Source organism: Streptomyces sp. NPDC097617 (assembly GCF_044761485.1).
GTDB lineage: Bacteria > Actinomycetota > Actinomycetes > Streptomycetales > Streptomycetaceae > Streptomyces.
In genome coordinates, this window is record NZ_JBIWCL010000005.1 from 149,844 (window position 1) to 167,024 (window position 17,181).

Sequence of the window (17,181 nt, forward strand, 5' to 3'; positions counted from 1 at the left end):
TTGCGGCGCCTTGCCACCGCACCCGTTGACGTTCCCGTGCGTTGAACCCATGCGGATACGGATCGAGGAGGGGTTCCCTTGGTGGAGGGCGGCATGGAGAGTACTGGAACGAGTACCGCGTCCGAGCCCGGCGCGGCCCCGGACCTGGAGCTGGACCTGGTGACCGTCCCCACCCGGCAGGGGCTGGAGGCGGTGGACATCATCCGCCGCGCGGCCAGCCGGGCCGGCGGGGTCGGACCGGTCCTGCACGACGGGTCCGGCGACACCCTCGGCTTCCTCGTCCCGTCCGGGACCGCCGACGCCTGGGACCTGCCGGGCAGCGCGTGCACGCAGACCAACGGGCGCGGGATGCGCTTCGGCGACGACGCGGCCTCGCCCACCGCGGGCGCGACCGGCTGGCTGCTCCCGCCGGAGGCGGTCGGGCCGGTCACCGATCCGGACGTGCTGCGCGCGGCGCTCGGCGAGGCGGCCCGGCTGATCGAGGCCGCGGACAACTGCTGCTGACCGGTCCGGGGGCTGCCGGTCGCCACCGCCCCGCACAATGGGGTGGTGGCAGGCAAGGACAGGAACAAGGGCAAGCAGCGCGGACGCGGTAGCGCCGAGGCGGTCGTCGGACAGGTGGACGGCGGCCGGGCGGAGCTGGAGCCGGACCGTGAGCGGGCCGGTGCCTGGACCCTGCTGATCGACGGGGCCCCGCAGTCGCATGTGGACCTGGCCGATCCGGGGTATCTGGACTTCGCGTACCAGCGGCGGATCGGCCACCTGATCGACCTCGTCGCGCCCGCCCGGCAGCCCCTGAACGTGGTGCACCTGGGCGGCGGCGCCTTCACCCTCGCCCGCTACACAGCGGCCTCCCGCCCCCGCTCCACGCAGCAGATCGTGGAGATCGACGCCGCGCTGGTGGCCTTCGTACGGGAACACCTGCCGCTGGACCCGCAGGCGCGGGTCCGGGTCCGGGCGGTGGACGCGCGTGCGGGCCTGGCGAAGGTCCCGGACGGCTGGGCGGACCTGGTGATCGCGGACGTGTTCAGCGGGGCGCGCACCCCGGCGCACCTGACGAGCACCGAGTTCCTGGACGACGTACGCCGTGCCCTCGCGCCCACCGGGTGGTACGTGGCCAATCTGGCGGACGGTCCGCCGCTGACCCACCTGCGGAGCCAGATCGCGACGGCAGCGTCCCGGTTCACGGAGCTGGCGCTGGCCGCGGACCCGGTGGTGTGGCGGGGGAAACGATTCGGCAACGCCGTCCTGGTGGCGGCCGACCGGGAGCTGCCGGTGGCGGAATTCACCCGGCGGATCGCGAGCGACCCGCACCCGGGCCGCGTCGAGCACGGCCGGGCGCTGGCGGACTTCGCGGGCGGCGCCGCCCCGGTGGCGGACGCCTCGGCGGTCGCCTCGCCGCAGCCGCCGCCCTCGGTGTTCCGGTAACGGCCCGGTCCGGGATGTGGACGGGCTCTTGGCAGATAAAGATCCTCGGAGTACTCGCGGTGGGCGCCCGCTCTGCGTAGCCTGTGAACCCCTAGGAGGTTCGCCCCTTCTACGACGCGTTCAGGAGACGGCAAAAGCAATGTCTGATTTCCCCGCAACCCCCGGCGCTCCCTCCTCGGACACCCCGAGCACCCCGAGCACGCCCAGCACTGCAACGTCCGACTACACCAAGCGGCTCGCGCGCCTGGAGCAGTCCGGGATCAAGCGCTTCGTGCCCACGCAGGCGCCGTACCGGTGGAATCTGCAGCGGCTGCAGCTGGGCCGGGTCCTCGATGTCGGCTGCGGACTGGGGCGGAACCTGCTCAACTGCGGACCGGACAGCGTCGGCGTCGACCACAACCCGCACTCGGTGCAGACCTGCCGCGAGCGCGGACTGAACGCGTACACCCCCGACGAGCTGGCCGCCGCCGCGGACTGCGGGCCCGGGTCCTTCGACAGCCTGCTGATCGCGCACGTGCTGGAGCACATCGACGAGGAGACCGCCGCCTCGCTGCTGGAGCAGTACCTTCCGCTGGTCAGGCCGGGCGGCTCGGTCGTCATGATCACCCCGCAGGAGCTCGGCTACCGCACCGACGCCACCCACATCCGCTGGGTCGGCTTCGAGGAGATGCGCAGCCACGCGGGCAAGGCCGGGATCGCGGTCCGCCGGACCTACTCCTTCCCCTTCCCCCGACCGATGGGCAAGGTCTTCCCGTACAACGAGTTCGTGCTGGTCGGCACCGTCCCCGCATAGGCACGGGCTCAGGGGTCGACGATCTCCACCACCGGCGGGTGGTCGTGCCAGGTGCAGAACACCGACACCTCACGGCCGTCCCGGGTGAAGGTGACCCGGATCCAGAAGTCCTGCTTCCACACCTGCATCCGCCACCCGGCCGCCGGGGTGGCCGAGACCAGCTCGGCGGTGGACGTCCCCAGGGAGAAGACGACCCGGCCGCCGGACACCGGATAGGCCTGCACCTTGCCCGCGTCCTGCCCCACCGCCGGCTCGTACCCGCGGGGGGTGGCCGAGGGCTTCGGGGACTTCCCCGGAGTCGCCCCCGCGCTCGGCGAGGCCTCCGGGGCGGGCGATGCGGAGGGCGACGGGGACGCCGACCCCGACGGGGACCGGGACGCCTGCGCGTCGTGCGTGGACGAGGACAGCGGCCGGGTGGTCAGCGGCACCGCGAGCGGTGGATCGTAGGCCGTCCCCGACATGACGGTGTGCACGCCCCACCAGGACAGCGTCACCGCCGCACCGGTCGCCAGCGTCCAAGCCGTGGCATGAAGAAGTCCTCGTAGCATCAGGGCACATACTGCACCACCCGCCCCAAGTGTGGCCCGACACCCCGCTGGGTCGCCCGGATGGACTACGGTGCGGGCCATGGCAAGTGTGCTCGTGGTCGAGGACGACCAGTTCGTACGTTCCGCCCTCATCCGGCACCTGACCGAGGCCTCGCACACCGTGCGGAGCGTCGGCACGGCCCTGGAGGCACTGCGCGAGGTCGCGCACCACCGCTTCGACGTGGTCATCCTCGACCTCGGGCTGCCCGACCTGGACGGGTCCGAGGCGCTCAAGATGCTGCGCGGCATCACCGACGTACCCGTGATCATCGCCACCGCGCGCGACGACGAGGCGGAGATCGTCCGGCTGCTCAACGACGGCGCCGACGACTACCTGACCAAGCCCTTCTCCGTCGAGCACCTCTCCGCCCGGATGGCCGCCGTCCTGCGCCGCGCCCGGGCCACCGCCGGGGCCGAACCGCCCTCGCGCGTCCTGCGCGTCGGCGGACTCGCCATCGACCCGCTGCGCCGCCAAGCCGAGCTCGACGGGGCCGTGCTCGACCTCACCCGGCGCGAGTTCGACCTGCTGGCCTTCCTCGCCGAGCGGCCCGGCGTCGTCGTGGCCCGCCGCGAACTCCTCGCCGAGGTCTGGCAGCAGTCCTACGGGGACGACCAGACCATCGACGTCCACCTGTCCTGGCTGCGCCGCAAACTCGGTGAGACCGCCGCCCGGCCGCGCTACCTGCACACACTGCGGGGGGTCGGGGTCAAGCTGGAGCCGCCCCGGTGAGCGCGCGATGAGATGGGCCCTGGTCAAGGTGTGCCTCGCGGTCACGGCCATGGTGGTCGTGGCCTTCGCCGTGCCCCTCGGACTCGTCGTCCAGGAGATGGCCAGCGACCGGGCCTTCTCCAACGCCGAACGGCAGGCCGCCACCATCGGGCCGACGCTGTCCATCACCACTGACCCCGTGCAGCTGCGCAAGGCGGTGGAGTCCACACAGATGGGCGCCGCCCGGCGGATGGCCGTCCACGTGCCCGCGATCGGCGACGGCGCGCCGGTGAGCATCGGCGAGGGCCGGGCCGGGGAGCGCGCCGTCGCGGAGACCCGGCGGATGGGGCGGGCCACGACGGCCAAGGTCGCGGGCGGCGGCTCGGCGCTGCTCCAGCCGACCGCGCTCGGGTCCGGGGACATCGCCGTGGTGGAGGTCTTCGTACCGGAGAGCGAGGTCAGCAACGGGGTCGCGACCGCCTGGCTGGTGCTCGCGGGCGTCGGGCTGGCCCTGATCGTGGGCTCGATCGGGGTCGCCGACCGGCTCGGCGCCCGGCTGGTCCGGCCCGCCGAACGGCTCGCGGACGCGGCGCACCAGCTCGGCGAGGGCAGGCTCGGCGCCCGGGTGCCCGAGGACGGGCCCAAGGAACTCCGTTCGGCGGCCGTCGCGTTCAACGCGATGGCCGACCAGGTCGTCGAACTCCTCGCCAACGAGCGGGAACTGGCCGCCGACCTCTCCCACCGGCTGCGGACCCCGCTCACCGTGCTGCGGCTCAACACCGCCTCGCTCGGCGACGGTCCGGCCGCCGAACAGACCCGGACGGCCGTGGAACAGCTCGAGCGCGAGGTCGACACGATCATCCGGACCGCCCGCGAGCAGCGCCCGGCCACCGGCCCCGGCACCGGAACGGGCGCCGGCTGCGACGCCTCCGAGGTGATCCGCGACCGGATGGCCTTCTGGTCGGCGCTCGCGGAGGACGAGGGCCGCGAGGTGCGGCTCGCGGGGGTGGACCGTACGGTACGGATCCCCGTGGCGCGGCCCGAACTCGCCGCCGCCCTCGACGCCATGCTCGGCAACGTCTTCCGGCACACCCCCGAGGGCACCCCCTTCTCGGTGGACGTCCACGACGCCTCCGACGCGGTCATCGTGCTCGTCTCGGACGCCGGCCCCGGCATCGCCGACCCGGACGCGGCCCTGCGCCGCGGGAACGACGGCGGCCGCGACGGGTCCACGGGCCTCGGACTGGACATCGTGCGCCGGGTCGCGGAGTCGACCGGCGGCGACGTACGACTGGGGCGCTCGGTGCTCGGCGGGACCGAGGTCCGGGTCTGGATCGGCCTGGACGGCCGGAGCCTCGGCGGTCCCGGCGGGGGGCGGGCCGGGCGCGGCCGACGCGGCAACCGACGTAACCGGGGGCGCGCCTAGCAGGTGTGATGTCGCCGTCTCGGTACGGTCCGCGGCATGGACACCCTGATCTTCGGCGGGCTGCTCGCCACGCTGATCGCCCTGTACCGGGGCGCGTCCCGGACGGTTGTGCTCGGCGCGTGGTGGGCGGTGCTGATCGCCGTCACCCTGCTGACGGCGCACCACATCACCAGCGGTCTCGCCCTGAAGCTGAGCTACTGACCGTGGCCGCGACGATGCACAGCCTCGTGCCGGACGCCCCGGCGGAGAGCGGCCTGCTGGGCCGGGCCCAGTACTGGTTCGCCTGCTTCTTCGCCGTCGGCTGGACGTGTGTCGTCCTGGGCGGCCTCTACCAGCAGTTCGGGACGGGGGTCGTCCCGTGCCCGCTGTGCGTCGCGCAGCGGATGTTCATGCTGCTGGCGGCGCTGGGCGCGGCGTACATCATCCGCGCGGCCCTGCTCAGCGGCACGGTGACGGGCCGCGTCTACATGACGGGCTGGGGCCTGTCGCTGGTCGCGGCGATCGGGGGCTCCTTCGCGTCCTGGCGGCAGACCATGCTGCACATCCTGCCGGGGAACAAGGGGTACGGGAGCGAGGTGCTCGGTCTGCACCTGTACGTGTGGGCGTGGATCCTCTTCCAGGTCTCGGTGGTCGCCATCGGCATCGCCCTGGCCTTCGCCCACGCGACGGCCGACCGCGCCGTCCCGGCGGTCCGGCCGGGGGCGCTGCGCACGGCGGGCCTGGGCGCAGTGTGGTTCCTGGGCCTGGTCATCGGCGTGAGCATGCTGGCGGTCTTCCTGGAGGAGGGCTTCCACTGGTTCCTCCCGGACGCCCCGAACCGGTACCGGTTCTTCCATGACCTCAACATCCTGGGCTGACCGGGCCTCCGCCCGAAGGGGCCCGGGGGCTACTGGATGCTGAAGCGGTGCGGGTGGGCCGGGTTCCGGGGGCAGGCGAAGATGTTGAGCCTGCCGTGGTTGCCGACGACCACCCCGGTCGGGTTCCGCGGTCCGTCCTCCTGCGGGATCCAGCTCCGGCTGTCCGTGTCCCACTCGTCCGTCGCGACGGTCAGCAGCAGGTCCATCGCTCCGGTGCAGGCGTCGCAGTCCATGGGACCGGGCCCGGTGAGCACGTACATGCCGTGACCGGTGGGCCCGTGGGCGTCGAAGGGACACCAGAACACCTGGAGCAGGTCGCAGCCGTCCGGCCCGGCCGGCAGGTCGGGCACGTCGCGGGCGTGGAGCTGGGCCAGGGCGAGCAGCGGCAGCGGTCCCGGTCCGGGTGCGCCCCGGTGCGGGACCGTGCAGATGGGCCACGGGTCGTCGGCGGGCCACAGCAGCGGCCCGCCGACATGGCTGTCGTGCACTCCGGGCGCGGCGGGGCGCGGGTGCAGCCGGGTCGCCGCACGGCGGTGGGCGGCCAGCCCGGGGAAGAGGGACTCCACGTCCAGGGGGCGCGGGGGTGTGGTGCGGCTCGGCCGGTCACCTGCGTGCATCGTCATCTCCGGTGGCGGCCCTCAGGTGAGGGAGTCGATCCAGCGTTCCAGGCGGCGGGCCTCGGTGGTCATCAGGTCCGGGTCGCGGAAGGTGTTGGTGAGCAGCGAGATGCCCTGGTAGGCGGCGATCAGGGCGACGGCGAGCTCGCGGGCGTCGGCGCGGCCCATCTCCCGGAACTGCCGCTCGGCCCAGTCGAGCAGGACGCCCATGACCGCGGCGATCGACCGGTCGAGTCCGTAGTCCGTCGCTCCCGCGCCCAGATGCTGACCTTCATGCCCGAGCCGGTCGTGGAGGGCACCCTCGCGATCCTCGGGGATCCCCTGCCCGCCGAACGGGAGCCGAGCCCGGCCGTGCGTGAGATCCTCGGCCGGGCCCCGCGCCCCTTCGCGGACTGGGCGGCCCGTTCCGCCCAGGCCTTCCGCTGAGCCCGTCGCCCGTCGCCCGTCGCCCGTCGCCCGTCGCCCGTCGTCCCTCGCCTAGAGCCCCTCGTCCCCGTAGGTGAGGAAGGCTCCCTTCCGGGCCAGGTGGGCGTACCAGTGGGCGCTGGAGCGCGGGGTGCGGGCCTGGGTCTCGTAGTCGACGTGGACGATGCCGAAGCGCTTGCTGTAGCCGTAGGACCACTCGAAGTTGTCCATCAGCGACCAGAGGAAGTAGCCCTCCACCGGGGCGCCGTCCGTCAGGGCGCGGTGGACGGCCGAGAGGTGGGCCTCCAGGTAGCCGATGCGCTGCGGGTCGTGCAGGTCGGGGGCGTACGCCGCACCGTTCTCGGTGACCAGCAGCGGCAGCCCGGGCGCCTCGTGGGTGAAGCGCATCAGCAGGTCGTACAGGCCGGTCGGGTCGACCGACCAGCCCATGTCGGTCCGCTCGCCCGGTGGCTGGTGGAAGGCCACGCCGTCCGCCGCGGGCCAGGGGGAGTGCTCCGCGGCCCCGTGCCCGTCGGCGCGCGGGCCGTTCCCGCCGGGGGCGGCGGAGACCACCGCCGGGGTGTAGTAGTTCACCCCGAGGAAATCCAGCGGCTGGTGGATCAGCGCCTCGTCGCCGTGGCGGACGAAGGACCAGTCCGTCACCGGGGCGGTGTCCGCGAGCAGGTCCTGCGGGTACGCCCCGTGCAGCAGCGGGCCGGTGAACACCCGGTTGGCCAGGGCGTCGATCCGGCGTGCCGCGTCCGCGTCGGCCGGCGAGCCGGTCAGTGGCCGCACCGCGCTCGGGTTGAGCGCGATACCGGCCCTGGCCCGGGCGGGCAGGGCCGCGGCGGCCAGCCCGTGCGCCAGGTTGAGGTGGTGGGCGGCGCGCAGCGAGTCCGCGGGGGAGGTGCGGCCGGGGGCGTGCACCCCGGAGGCGTAGCCGAGGAAGGCGCTGCACCAGGGCTCGTTGAGGGTGGTCCACAGCCCCACCCGGTCGGCCAGCACCTCGGCGACCTGCTCGGCGTACCGGGCGAAGGCGTACGCCGTCTCGCGCTCGGGCCAGCCGCCCGCGCTCTCCAGTTCCTGCGGCAGGTCCCAGTGGTACAGGGTCACGCAGGGCTGGATCCCGTACGAGAGCAGCTCGTCGACCAACGCGTCGTAGAAGCCGATCCCGCCGGCGAGCACTCTCGGCCAGGACACCGAGAACCGGTAGGCACCCAGCCCGAGCGAGGCCATCAGCCGGACGTCCTCCCGCCACAGCCGGTGGTGGTCGACCGCCACATCGCCCGTGTCACCGCCGTGCACCTTGCCCGGCGTACGGCAGAAGGTGTCCCAGATGCACGGACCGCGCAGGGCGGCGGCGCCCTCGATCTGGAAGGCCGCGGTGGCCGTGCCCCACAGGAACCCGTCGGGGAACCGCAGTTCCCGCGCCCCGGTGTCCGTGTCCACGCTCGTGCCCGCGTCCGCTTCAGTGTTCGTGTTCGTGTGCGTCATCCCTTGACCGCTCCCTGCATGATGCCGCCGACGATCTGGCGGCCGAAGACGAGGAACACCAGCAAGAGCGGGAGCGTGCCCAGCAGCGCGCCCGCCATGATCACCGACTGGTCGGGGATGTAGCCCCGGCCCAGTCCGGTCAGGGCCACCTGCACCGTCGGGCTGCCGTTCTGGGTCAGCGCGACGATCGGCCAGAAGAAGTCGTTCCAGGCCATGACGAAGGTCAGCATCCCCAGCACCGCCATCGCGGGCCGGGCCGCCGGGAACACCACGTGCCACAGGACCCGCAGCGAACTCGCCCCGTCGGTACGCGCCGCCTCCACCAGTTCCATCGGCAGCGCGTGCACCAGGTACTGGCGCATGAAGAACACCCCGAAGGCGCCCACCAGGGTCGGCAGGATCACCGCCTGGAGCCGGTCGGTCCACGACAGCTTCGCGATCAGCATGTAGAGCGGCACCACACTCAGCTGCGGCGGGATCAGCATCGTCCCGATCACCAGCGCCAGCAGCGGCCGGCTGCCCCGGAAGCGGAGCTTGGCGAAGGCGAATCCGGCGAGCGTGGAGAAGAACACGGTGCCCGCGGCGACCGTGCCCGCCACGATCACCGTGTTCAGCAGGGCGGTGCCCATGTTGGCGTCGGTCCACGCCACCTGGAGGTTGTGCCCCAGATTGCCGCCGAACCAGAACGGCGGCGGGGTCTGCGCCAGGCGCGTATTGCTGCGGGAGGCCGCGATCGCCGTCCACACGAGGGGGAAGAGCGAGCCGGCCGTGAACAGGGCGAGCACCACGTACGTGAGCCTGCCCGCGCGCAGTGATCTCATCGGGAGCCGTCCTTCCGTCCGCGCAGCAGCCGCGCCGCCCCGGCGATCAGCAGCAGGATCAGGAACATCGCCCACGCGATGGCCGAGGCCCGCCCGAGGTGCAGGTTCACCCAGCCCTGCTCGTACAGGTACAGCCCGAGCGTCTGGAACTGGTGGTCCGAGCCGCCCGTCGCGCCGGCCCCGCCGTTGAACAGCAGCGGCTCGCCGAACAGCTGGGTCGCCCCGATCGTCGACACCACGCAGGTGAAGAAGATGGTCGGCCGCAGCGAGGGCACCGTGACGTGCAGGAACTGCTGGAAGCGCGAGGCCCCGTCGAGGGCGGCGGACTCGTACAGCTCCGCCGGTACGGCCTGCATGGCCGCCAGGTAGATCAGCGCGTTGTAGCCCGTCCACCGCCAGATCACGATCGTGGAGACCGCGAACTGCGAGGCGAAGGTGCCGTTCTGCCAGTCGACCGAGTCGAAACCCACCGCCGACAGCGCCCAGTTGACCATCCCGTAGTCCCGGCCGAAGAGCAGCACGAAGACGAGTGTGGCGGCCGCGACCGAGGTGGCGTACGGGGTGAGCACCGCGACCCGGAAGAAGGCCGAGCCCCGCAGCCGGTAGTTGAGCAGATGGGCCAGGCCCAGCGCGATCGCCAGCTGCGGCACCGTGGACAGCAGCCCGATGGTCACGGTGTTGCGGAGCGCGTTCCAGAAGAACTCGTCTTCCCACAGCCGGGTGAAGTTCCGCAGCCCCACCCACGTCATGCTGTCGGGGTCGGTCAGCTCCACCTGGTGCAGAGAGGCCCAGCCCGTATAGAGCAGCGGGAACAGCCCGAAGGCGGCGAAGAAGAGGAAGAAGGGCGCCACGAAGGCGTACGGGCTCCAGCGCAGGTCCCAGCGGTAGCGCCGAGAGCGCCACACCTGACCCGGGCGGCCCCGGTCGCCCCCCTCCGCCGCCGGCCGCTTCGGGCCGACGGTGGAAGGGGACAGAACAGCCGTCTCGTCCGTCACCCGTACCTCACTGGTCCAGGGCGTTGTCGATCGCCTTCACCGCGGCATCCCAGCCCTCCTGCGGGCTGCGGCCCTTCTGGTCGACCTGGAGCATCCCGATGTCCGCCAGGTTCTGCGCGATCACCAGGTCCTTCGGGCCGACCACGGTCACCGGCACCCCCTCGGCCGCCTTCGCGAAGATCTCGCCGATCGGGGCGCCGCCGAAGTACGCGTGCTGCGCGCCCGACACCGACGGCAGCTTGTACGCGGCGCTCGCGCTCGGGAAGCTGCCCCGCTTCTCGAAGAGCTTCGCCTGCTGCGCCGGGGCCGTCAGCCAGGCCGCGAGCTTGGCCGCCTCCTCGGCGTGCTTGCCCGCCTTCGGCACCACCAGGAAGGAGCCGCCCCAGTTGCTGGGCTTCGGCGCCTGCGCCACGTCCCACTTGTCCTTGCCCGCCGGGCCCGCCTTGTCCTGGATGTAGCCGAGCATCCAGGCCGGGCAGGAGAGGGTGGCGAAGTTGCCGTTGGAGAAGCCCTGGTCCCAGGCCGGGGTGAACTGCTGGAGTTTGGCGCTCAGTCCGTCTGTGGCGAAGGAGGCCGCCAGGTCGAAGGCCCCGCGCACCGCCGGGTTGGTCTTGTAGACGACCTTGCCCTGGTCGTCGTAGAACCGCTGGGCGCTGCTGCCGGTCACCGCCGCCATCACGCCGGACGCCGAGTCCACGAAGGCCTTCCCGTCACCGGCCTTGGCTTTGTACGTGCGGCCCGCCTCCAGGTACTTGTTCCAGTCGCCCGCCCACAGCGCCCCGACCGCCGCCCGGTCGGTGGGCAGCCCGGCCGCCTCGAAGAGGTCCTTGCGGTAGCAGATGCCCTGCGGGCCGATGTCGGTGCCGAGGCCTACCGTGGCCCCGCCCTTGGCCGCGCTCGCCGTTCCCTGCGCCCACTTCCAGGGCAGGTACGCGGCCTTGTCCACGCCGGGGGCCTTGGCCAGGTCCACCAGCTTGTCGGCCTGGGTGGCGGTGATCTCGGCGATGTTGTTGACCTCGATGGCCTGGACGTCGGCGAGCCCGCTGCCCGTGCCCAGGTGGGTGAGGAGCTGGGGGTAGTAGTTCTCGTTGCGCTCGATGGAGGTCTGTTCGATGCGGATCCCGGGATTCTGCGCCATGTACTCGTCGTAGAGCCCGGCCTCCTGGAGTCCGAAGGCACCGAAGACGCCGACGGTGAGGGTGGTCTGTGCCCCGCCGCCGGACTTGCCGGCGGCGGGGCCGTCCTTTCCGCCGCCCTCCTCGGGGTCCTGGGCGCACCCCGCGAGAAGCAGGGCCGCCGCTCCGACCGCGGTGACGGTCGTGAAGAGGGTTCTTCGGGTGCGGGCTCGGGTTCGGGCTCGGACGCGCATGGGCTTCCTCCCTGAAGGACGAAACGTGCCGGGTGTCGTGTGACACAGTGTGGGAGCGCTCCCACAGTCGTCAAGAGGTAGATTCACAACCGGGAGGAAGCCATGAGCGGGCACGGGCGCAGTGGGGGACGGCCGACCCTGGAAGAGGTCGCGGCGCGCGCCGGAGTCGGGCGCGGCACGGTCTCCCGGGTGATCAACGGATCCTCCAAGGTCAGCGAGCACACCAGGGTCGCCGTCGAGGCGGTCGTGGCCGAGCTGGGGTACGTACCGAACCGCGCTGCGCGCGCCCTCGCGGCCAACCGCACCGACGCCATCGCTCTCGTGATCCCCGAGCCCGAGGCCCGCTTCTTCGCCGAGCCCTACTTCTCCGAAGTGGTCCGCGGCGTCGGCGCCGCCCTCGCCGAGACCGAGGTCCAGCTCGTCCTCACACTCGCCGGCAGTGACCGCGAGCGCCGCCGCCTCTCCCAGTACCTGGCCGGGCACCGCGTCGACGGGGTGCTCCTCGTCTCGGTCCACGCCGGGGACCCGCTGCCGGAGCTGCTGGCCGAGCTCGGCATCCCGACGGTGATCAGCGGCCGCCGCTCGGCCGCCGAGACCCTGCCGAGCGTGGATTCCGACAACCTGGCGGGCGCGGCCGAGGCGGTACGCCACCTCCTCGACCGGGGCCGCCGTACGATCGCCACGATCACCGGACCGCTGGACGTGTACGGGGCCCAGTGCCGCCTCGACGGCTACCGCCAAGCCCTGGCCGCGGCCGGGCACGTCGTCGACGAGCCGCTGATCTCGGTCGGCGATTTCACCGAGGAGGGCGGCCGGCGGGCCATGCGCGAGCTGCTGGAGCGCCGGCCCGCACTCGACTCGGTCTTCGCCGCGTCGGACGTGATGGCGGCGGGCGCCCGGCTGGAGCTGCGGGCGGCCGGCCGCCGGATCCCCGAGGACGTGGCGCTGGTCGGCTTCGACGACTCGGTGGTGGCCCGGCACATGGACCCACCGCTGACCAGTGTCCGGCAGCCGATCGAGGAGATGGGCCGCACCATGACGACGATGCTGCTGGGGAGGATCGCGGGGGAGACGGGCGAGGCGGCCGCCGTCCTGCCGAACCGGCTGGTGGTCCGGGAGTCGTCCTGACGGTCCCGGACCGGCTCCGGACCGGTTCCGGGACCCGCCCCGGACCGGCTCCTCACGGGTGCCCGGTCATGCAGAAGGCCCCGGTCCGCTTTCGCGGACCGGGGCCTTCCATCAGGGTGAGTGACGGGACTTGAACCCGCGGCCACCTGGACCACAACCAGGTGCTCTACCAACTGAGCTACACCCACCATGTCCGGTCGGAAAACCGACCGGCCGAAGAAAAGGGTACAGGGTCCGGGAGGGTGCTCGCTCCCCCGTTTGACCCCACCCCCCTCCGGAGGGTTCTAGGCGCCCGGCACCACGTGCTTGGCGGCGATGGTCCTGGCCGTGTCCGAGTCGGGCCCGGGCTGCGGCACGAAGACCGCCTCGCGGTAGTAGCGCAGCTCGGTGATGGAGTCCTTGATGTCCGCCAGCGCCCGGTGGTTTCCGTTCTTCGGCGGGCTGTTGAAGTACGCCCGCGGGTACCAGCGGCGCGCCAGCTCCTTGACCGAGGACACGTCCACGATCCGGTAGTGCAGGTAGCTCTCGAGCGCGGCCATGTCGCGCAGCAGGAAGCCGCGGTCGGTGCCGACCGAGTTTCCGCAGAGCGGCGCCTTGCGGGGTTCCTTCACGTGCTCCCGCACGTAGGCCAGGACCTGCGCCTCGGCATCCGCGAGGGTGGTCCCGCCGGCCAGCTCGTCGAGCAGGCCGGAGGCGGTGTGCATTTCGCGCACCACGTCGGGCATGGTCTCCAGGGCGGCGTCCGGCGGGCGGATCACGATGTCCACGCCTTCGCCGAGCACGTTGAGCTCCGAGTCGGTGACCAGTGCGGCCACCTCGATAAGTGCGTCGTCCGTCAACGAGAGCCCGGTCATCTCGCAGTCGATCCACACCATGCGATCGTTCATGTGTCCCACCTTATGCGGTCCTCCGCGGCGCGGACCGCATATGCGGAAGGTCCCCCATCGGCGGTGACCGATGGAGGACCTTCGTGCGTCGTACTCGGTGAGCGGCTAGGCGTGTTCCCGCAGGGCCCGGCCCGGCGCGTACATCTCCGTCACCGTGGGACCCGACGCGGCCAGGGCCGCCGCCGCCCGGTGGGGCTGCGGGGTGCGCTGGTGCGGAACAGGACCCGAGTTGATCTCGGCCACCTGTGCCACGTCGGCCTGAGGCCGGCGTGCCCGGTAGGCGGATCGGTAGGCGGCCGGGGAGGACCCCAGCTGCCGCCGGAAGTGACCCCGCAGGGCGACCGGTGAACGGAAGCCGCAGCGTCCGGCGACCTCGTCGACCGAGTAGTCGGAGGTCTCCAGCAGCCGCTGTGCCTGGAGCACCCGCTGGGTGATCAGCCACTGGAGCGGAGCGCTGCCGGTGAGCGAGCGGAACCGCCGGTCGAAGGTGCGCCTGCTCATGTAGGCGCGGGCGGCCAGCGTCTCCACGTCGAATTGCTCGTGGAGGTGTTCCAGGGCCCAGGCGACGACCTCGGCCAGCGGATCGGCGCCGATCTCCTCCGGCAATGACCGGTCGAGATAGCGTTCCTGGCCGCCCGTGCGACGCGGCGGCACGACGAGCCTGCGGGCCAGGGCCCCGGCCGCCTCGCTGCCGTGGTCCGTGCGCACGATGTGCAGGCACAGGTCGATTCCGGCCGCCGTGCCGGCGGACGTGAGCACGTCGCCGTCGTCGACGAACAGTTCGCGCGGATCGACGTGCACGGACGGGTAGCGCTTGGCCAGCGTCGGCGCGTACATCCAGTGCGTCGTCGCGGGCCGGCCGTCCAGCAGACCGGCGGCGGCGAGCACGAAGGCTCCGGTGCACAGTCCGACGATCCGGGCCCCCTCCTCGTGCGCCAGACGCAGTGCGTCGAGCGCCTCGGGCGGCGGTGGTGAAGTGATGGAGCGCCAGGCGGGAACGACGACCGTTCCTGCCCGGGCGATCGCCTCCAACCCGTACGGCGCGGTCAGTTCGAGTCCGCCGGTGGTCCTGAGCGGACCGTCCTCACCGGCGCACACGAGCAATCGGTAGCGTGGAACTCCCGCGTCCTGCCGGTCAATGCCGAACACGGAAAGTGGAATGGAGCTCTCGAAGATCGGTCCGCCGCTGAAGAGCAGCACCGCGACGATCTCCCTGCGGCGACGCCCCGCGAGCTTCCGGCCGGCGTCTGCTGTGACGACGGCGGTGGAATCCTGGCTCATGGCGCTAAGCCCCCCTTGGGTGTCGCGACTCCTTGGTCTGGTCGCACCTGCACGTTTCCCCTCGGCCTTGCACGTGGATCCCCCGCCGTAAATACATGATCGAATCTACTGCGTCCCGTGGTGTCGGCGTGACAAGTTCAGCACGCAGCGCTATGTCGACTTCTCAACTTGGCGAAAAGCATTCGATCAGTAAGCGTTCCACTCCGCTACCCGAACAGGAAGCATGCCGCCCGGCCATGGCCAGTACCCGCAGGGCCAGAACGCCCCCCGCGCTCTGTCGTCGCTGGTGGTGAGGGGGGCGGGGGGACATTCCGGCAAGGAGGTCAACCTGCCGGGAAGTTGGCTGAAAACATGCGTGTGTGGGTGTGCGAATGAGTCAGTCCTGCGGGGAGGCGGGGTCGGAGCCCCGGTAGACGCGGCGGTTCCCGGCCCCGCCGCGCGAGTGCCGGCGGCGGTGCGCGGACGGCGGCGGCTCCTGCGAGCGCACGCGGGCCTCGACCCGCTGCATCTTCTCCGAGTGGCGCAGCAGGACCCGGCACGCGGCCGTGACGGCGAGCAGGCCGAGGGTCGCGACGGCGGCCCCGCCGTAGGAGGTCCCGTAGACGACGAGGACCACGGGGACGAGCAGGCAGCTGAAGGCGGCCCAGCGCACGACGTCACCCGCGGGGTCGTCAAGGGGGTGTCCGGCGTCGCGCACGGACGAGTGAAGGGATGGACGGGGGGCTTGCGTCGGCCGAGCTGGCTGGACGGGGTGATCCGGATGACCGGGCACGGCGTGCTCCCTTCGGGCTCTTACCTGTTGGTCGGACGCATGTCCCAACGCCCGGCAACGGGACTCGGTCACTGTGCGCACGGGTGGCGGTGCCGCGCCTCGTCACTGGCTGTAGGGGACAGTGGTCATTGCCAAGGCGCGCTCGCTCCGGCATGCTCCCTGGGACGCTCTCCAAGGGCGGCATGCCCTGTGCAGTACAGGAGTGTCGCCGTACCCTGGAGGGTATGGGCTTGGGAAGATGCTTCCCGGACAGAGCTCCGTCACACTGCGTCGCCGATTTCGCCCCTGTTGCTTCCTCCAAGGACCTCTTCGCCGAGACACCCATGGCCGGTCACGAATTCTCCGAACCTGCGGACCGCAAGCGCAAACGCGTCGCCGACCCCGCGTCGGCCGCCGATCTGCGCGCGGCGGAACAGACACGCACACACTGCGATCCGGCCTTCCGGCACGGGGTCGTTGTGGGATTCGACGGATCCACGTCGAGCGAGCGCGCGCTCGCCTATGCGATCGGCATGGCCCGTCGCTCCGGGTCCGGTCTGATCATCGTCCATGTCGCGAACCGGCTGCCCACCACGGTGTGGGCCGGCTGCGAGCCGCCCGTCTTCGTCGACGTGCCGGATCACCGCACCGAGGTGCTCGGGCTGGAACTCGCCTGCGCGGACTATCTGGCCGAAGTGCCGTGGATCCTGGTCGAGCGCGGTGGTGACATCTGCCATGAGCTGGAGGAGGTCGGCCGGGAGTATTCGGCCGACGCCATCGTGGTCGGCTCCACGCACGGGATCGTGGGCCGGATCTTCGGCTCGGTCGCCGGCCGGCTGGCCAAGCGCGCACAGCGACCGGTCGTCGTCATTCCTTGACTGCCCCCGACCTGACTCACCGTTGTCGTCCCGTGACCTTTCGTTAAGCCGCTTGTGCGGTTGTGCCCCCGTGTAAAGGGTAGATAAATGCTGCTGGGACGCAGCAAACAACTGCAGATCGAAGGGAGCCCGCCGTGGACAACGGTGTCTCTGCGGGAAGCACGGCCTCGACTTCGACCCTCGGGCACATCGCCCTGGGTCTCACCCTTCTCGCATTCGGTATCGGCCACACCGGAGTGATCGACGGTGTGTCCGCTGCCAGTTCCGTGTCACTCGCGACCTACGTCGGCGGTCTGGCCCTGTTCGTCATCGGAGTCCTCGAATTCCGCGGCGGCAACGGCTTCAACGGCACGGCGTTCGCGGGCCTCGGGGCCTTCTGGTTCACCTGGGCCGCAGGAGCCGACGGAAAGGTTTCGGCGGACGCCGCCGGAACGTTCCTCGTCCTGTTCGCCCTCCTCGGCATCACCCTCACCGTGGGCGCGGCGAGCGGACTCTTCGGGCAGGGCGTGTACGGCCTGTTCACCCTCTCCCTGCTGCTCCTGGCGATAGGTGCCTTCGCCGACAACAGCATGCTGGCCAAGGTGGCCGGCTGGGTGGCCGCGGTCGGCGGGCTCCTGGCCTGGTACGGCGCCACCGCCGCCCTCGCCCACTGGCCACTGGCCTTCGGCAAGTCCTCCAGCCGGGGCGCGGTCGCCACGGGCTGACGGGTACGGGTACGGCACGGTACGGCAGGCGCACGCGCACGGCCCCCGGGA

At 71.9% G+C, this 17,181-nt stretch carries 22 protein-coding genes and 1 tRNA gene; 12 read left to right on the forward strand and 11 right to left on the reverse strand.

Annotated features, from left to right (window positions below; all coding sequences use genetic code 11):
* The first annotated feature begins 93 nt into the window (after positions 1–93).
* From ACIQZO_RS11720 to ACIQZO_RS11730, 3 genes are all read left to right on the forward strand, one after another.
* Positions 94–504 (forward strand): hypothetical protein, encoded by a 411-nt coding sequence (locus tag ACIQZO_RS11720; RefSeq protein ID WP_403623756.1) that lies wholly within the window; start codon positions 94–96, stop codon positions 502–504.
* Positions 505–549: 45 nt separating this feature from the next.
* On the forward strand, positions 550–1,428 hold the full coding sequence (locus ACIQZO_RS11725) for a spermidine synthase (protein WP_403623759.1): 879 nt from the start codon (positions 550–552) through the stop codon (positions 1,426–1,428).
* 139 nt (positions 1,429–1,567) lie between these two features.
* A complete protein-coding gene (locus tag ACIQZO_RS11730) occupies positions 1,568–2,221 on the forward strand; it encodes a class I SAM-dependent methyltransferase (RefSeq protein WP_403623762.1) in 654 nt (217 codons plus the stop codon).
* An 8-nt stretch (positions 2,222–2,229) separates the two neighbouring features.
* On the opposite strand, the gene ACIQZO_RS11735 is transcribed toward ACIQZO_RS11730, so the two are convergent.
* Positions 2,230–2,466, reverse strand: coding sequence for a hypothetical protein (locus ACIQZO_RS11735; protein ID WP_403623765.1), 237 nt, complete (start codon positions 2,464–2,466; stop codon positions 2,230–2,232).
* Between the two features lie 22 nt (positions 2,467–2,488).
* Here ACIQZO_RS11735 and ACIQZO_RS11740 point away from each other — a divergent pair, with 22 nt between their 5' ends.
* The 5 genes from ACIQZO_RS11740 to ACIQZO_RS11760 all read left to right on the forward strand — a co-directional run bounded on the left by ACIQZO_RS11740 (position 2,489) and on the right by ACIQZO_RS11760 (position 5,800).
* On the forward strand, positions 2,489–2,668 hold the full coding sequence (locus tag ACIQZO_RS11740) for a hypothetical protein (RefSeq protein ID WP_403623768.1): 180 nt from the start codon (positions 2,489–2,491) through the stop codon (positions 2,666–2,668).
* Between the two features lie 180 nt (positions 2,669–2,848).
* The gene (locus ACIQZO_RS11745; protein WP_403623771.1) at positions 2,849–3,538 is read left to right on the forward strand and encodes a response regulator transcription factor; all 690 of its coding nucleotides are present in this window, start codon (positions 2,849–2,851) and stop codon (positions 3,536–3,538) included.
* Positions 3,539–3,545: 7 nt separating this feature from the next.
* Positions 3,546–4,943, forward strand: a complete 1,398-nt coding sequence (locus ACIQZO_RS11750) for a sensor histidine kinase (protein ID WP_403623774.1) — start codon at positions 3,546–3,548, stop codon at positions 4,941–4,943.
* Positions 4,944–4,979: 36 nt separating this feature from the next.
* Positions 4,980–5,144, forward strand: a complete 165-nt coding sequence (locus tag ACIQZO_RS11755) for a DUF5993 family protein (protein ID WP_189737231.1) — start codon at positions 4,980–4,982, stop codon at positions 5,142–5,144.
* 2 nt (positions 5,145–5,146) lie between these two features.
* Entirely contained in the window at positions 5,147–5,800 is a 654-nt protein-coding gene (locus ACIQZO_RS11760; RefSeq protein WP_403623779.1) for a disulfide bond formation protein B, read from the forward strand.
* A gap of 29 nt (positions 5,801–5,829) precedes the next feature.
* On the opposite strand, the gene ACIQZO_RS11765 is transcribed toward ACIQZO_RS11760, so the two are convergent.
* Both ACIQZO_RS11765 and ACIQZO_RS11770 read right to left on the reverse strand, forming a co-directional pair.
* Positions 5,830–6,417, reverse strand: a complete 588-nt coding sequence (locus ACIQZO_RS11765; protein ID WP_403623783.1) for a hypothetical protein — start codon at positions 6,415–6,417, stop codon at positions 5,830–5,832.
* A gap of 21 nt (positions 6,418–6,438) precedes the next feature.
* Positions 6,439–6,627: a hypothetical protein gene (locus tag ACIQZO_RS11770; protein WP_403623786.1), complete on the reverse strand. Its 189-nt coding sequence runs from the start codon at positions 6,625–6,627 to the stop codon at positions 6,439–6,441.
* A gap of 63 nt (positions 6,628–6,690) precedes the next feature.
* Between ACIQZO_RS11770 and ACIQZO_RS11775 the strand changes: the two genes are divergently transcribed.
* The gene (locus ACIQZO_RS11775; RefSeq protein ID WP_403623788.1) at positions 6,691–6,843 is read left to right on the forward strand and encodes a hypothetical protein; all 153 of its coding nucleotides are present in this window, start codon (positions 6,691–6,693) and stop codon (positions 6,841–6,843) included.
* 51 nt (positions 6,844–6,894) lie between these two features.
* Here ACIQZO_RS11775 and ACIQZO_RS11780 read toward each other — a convergent pair whose 3' ends face one another.
* The 4 genes from ACIQZO_RS11780 to ACIQZO_RS11795 are packed head-to-tail and all read right to left on the reverse strand — an operon-like array spanning position 6,895 to position 11,501.
* Complete coding sequence (locus tag ACIQZO_RS11780) at positions 6,895–8,316, reverse strand: GH1 family beta-glucosidase (RefSeq protein ID WP_403623791.1); 1,422 nt, start codon at positions 8,314–8,316, stop codon at positions 6,895–6,897.
* Positions 8,313–9,212, reverse strand: a complete 900-nt coding sequence (locus ACIQZO_RS11785; protein WP_403623794.1) for a carbohydrate ABC transporter permease — start codon at positions 9,210–9,212, stop codon at positions 8,313–8,315. Before ACIQZO_RS11785 ends, ACIQZO_RS11780 begins: the two co-directional genes overlap by 4 nt.
* Positions 9,134–10,132, reverse strand: a complete 999-nt coding sequence (locus ACIQZO_RS11790; protein WP_403623797.1) for a carbohydrate ABC transporter permease — start codon at positions 10,130–10,132, stop codon at positions 9,134–9,136. Before ACIQZO_RS11790 ends, ACIQZO_RS11785 begins: the two co-directional genes overlap by 79 nt.
* Positions 10,133–10,139: 7 nt before the next feature.
* Complete coding sequence (locus tag ACIQZO_RS11795; protein WP_403623800.1) at positions 10,140–11,501, reverse strand: extracellular solute-binding protein; 1,362 nt, start codon at positions 11,499–11,501, stop codon at positions 10,140–10,142.
* 102 nt (positions 11,502–11,603) lie between these two features.
* Between ACIQZO_RS11795 and ACIQZO_RS11800 the strand changes: the two genes are divergently transcribed.
* Positions 11,604–12,629 (forward strand): LacI family DNA-binding transcriptional regulator, encoded by a 1,026-nt coding sequence (locus tag ACIQZO_RS11800; protein ID WP_403623802.1) that lies wholly within the window; start codon positions 11,604–11,606, stop codon positions 12,627–12,629.
* A gap of 115 nt (positions 12,630–12,744) precedes the next feature.
* Here ACIQZO_RS11800 and ACIQZO_RS11805 read toward each other — a convergent pair.
* The 4 genes from ACIQZO_RS11805 to ACIQZO_RS11820 all read right to left on the reverse strand — a co-directional run bounded on the left by ACIQZO_RS11805 (position 12,745) and on the right by ACIQZO_RS11820 (position 15,494).
* Positions 12,745–12,817, reverse strand: a tRNA-His gene (locus ACIQZO_RS11805).
* Between the two features lie 96 nt (positions 12,818–12,913).
* Complete coding sequence (gene orn, locus ACIQZO_RS11810; protein WP_403623804.1) at positions 12,914–13,516, reverse strand: oligoribonuclease; 603 nt, start codon at positions 13,514–13,516, stop codon at positions 12,914–12,916.
* Positions 13,517–13,621: 105 nt separating this feature from the next.
* A complete protein-coding gene (locus tag ACIQZO_RS11815) occupies positions 13,622–14,797 on the reverse strand; it encodes a helix-turn-helix domain-containing protein (protein ID WP_403623807.1) in 1,176 nt (391 codons plus the stop codon).
* Positions 14,798–15,173: 376 nt separating this feature from the next.
* Positions 15,174–15,494 carry a hypothetical protein gene (locus ACIQZO_RS11820; RefSeq protein ID WP_403623810.1) on the reverse strand — a complete coding sequence of 107 codons (321 nt, stop codon included), beginning with the start codon at positions 15,492–15,494 and terminating at the stop codon, positions 15,174–15,176.
* Between the two features lie 398 nt (positions 15,495–15,892).
* Here ACIQZO_RS11820 and ACIQZO_RS11825 point away from each other — a divergent pair, with 398 nt between their 5' ends.
* Both ACIQZO_RS11825 and ACIQZO_RS11830 read left to right on the forward strand, forming a co-directional pair.
* On the forward strand, positions 15,893–16,426 hold the full coding sequence (locus ACIQZO_RS11825; RefSeq protein WP_403623813.1) for a universal stress protein: 534 nt from the start codon (positions 15,893–15,895) through the stop codon (positions 16,424–16,426).
* Positions 16,427–16,560: 134 nt separating this feature from the next.
* Positions 16,561–17,130, forward strand: a complete 570-nt coding sequence (locus ACIQZO_RS11830) for an acetate uptake transporter (RefSeq protein ID WP_403623816.1) — start codon at positions 16,561–16,563, stop codon at positions 17,128–17,130.
* Positions 17,131–17,181: the final 51 nt, after the last annotated feature.